Annotated in this window: 1 protein-coding gene; it reads left to right on the top strand. The window is 74.4% G+C overall.

Annotated elements, in window-relative coordinates; translation table 11 throughout:
* The coding region (locus tag ESO86_RS17585; protein ID WP_340638875.1) for an acyltransferase family protein at positions 1-1,009 on the top strand (1,009 nt) is incomplete at its 5' end.
* Positions 1,010-1,032: the final 23 nt, after the last annotated feature.

Below are 1,032 nucleotides of genomic sequence, written 5' to 3'. Positions count from 1 at the left end.
CCCGGCCCCCGCCGACGTGCCCTCGGCCCGCGCGGCAGCACGGGCAGGGGCGCCGGCCCACCGACCCCGGCGCATCGCACGGCTCGAGACGTCCGTCGTGCTTCGCGCGCTCGCGATCGTGCTGATCGTCGCGACGCACGCCGACGTCGTGCAGCTCAAGGGCGGAGCGCACCTGCTGCTCGCGGTCGCGGGGTTCAACCTCGCCCGATTCCGCTTCGCTGCGCCCGCTGCGCCGACCACCGGCGAACGCACCGAACGCCGCCGACGCGTGCGCGGCCTGCTTCGCAGCGCGGCGCTCATCGCCGTGCCGGCAGTCCTCTGGATCGGCGGGGTCGCACTCATCGCCCGCACGTACGATCCGGCCACGGTGCTGCTCTCGAACTGGCTCGTGCCGGGTGCGACCGGCTGGAGCGAGCAGTGGCAGTTCTGGTTCCTCGAGGCGCTCGTGTGGTCGATCGTCGGGCTCGCCGCCGTCTGCGCCGTCCCCGGCGTCGCCAAGCTGGAGCGGCGCTTCCCGTACGCGTTCGCGCTGACGGTGCTCGGCATCGCACTCGCGGTGCGCTACGCGGTCTCGGGCGGGATCACGCCCTCGTCTCCGCTGCGCTACGCGCTGCCCGCCATCGCGTGGCTCATCGCGCTCGGCTGGCTCGTCGCCCGGTCGACGTCGGTGCCGCGCCGGGTGGTGGCGAGCGCGATCGTGCTCGCGACGGTGCCGGGCTTCTTCGGCGATCCGGTTCGCGAGGGGATCGTCGTCATCGGGCTCGCACTGCTGATCTGGGTGACGAGCCTGCCGGTGCCGGTCGTGCTCACGGGCGCGCTCGGCGCCGTGGCATCCGCCTCGCTGTTCGTCTACCTCACCCATTGGCAGGTCTACCCGCCCATCGAGGAGTGGTCGCCGCCCCTCGCGATCGTCGCGTCGTTCGCGATCGGCCTCGCCGCGTGGTGGGCCTGGGGCCGGGCGACGGGGTGGCTGGTCGCCGCCCGGCGGCGCACGCGCACTGGACGCTGATCGCCGGGCGCCGTTCCCCGCAG

It is taken from the genome of Agromyces binzhouensis (genome assembly GCF_004135055.1).
Lineage (GTDB): Bacteria > Actinomycetota > Actinomycetes > Actinomycetales > Microbacteriaceae > Agromyces > Agromyces binzhouensis.
The sequence above is the reverse complement of the archived record's forward strand: the minus strand, read 5'-3'. Positions and strand labels throughout refer to the sequence as shown.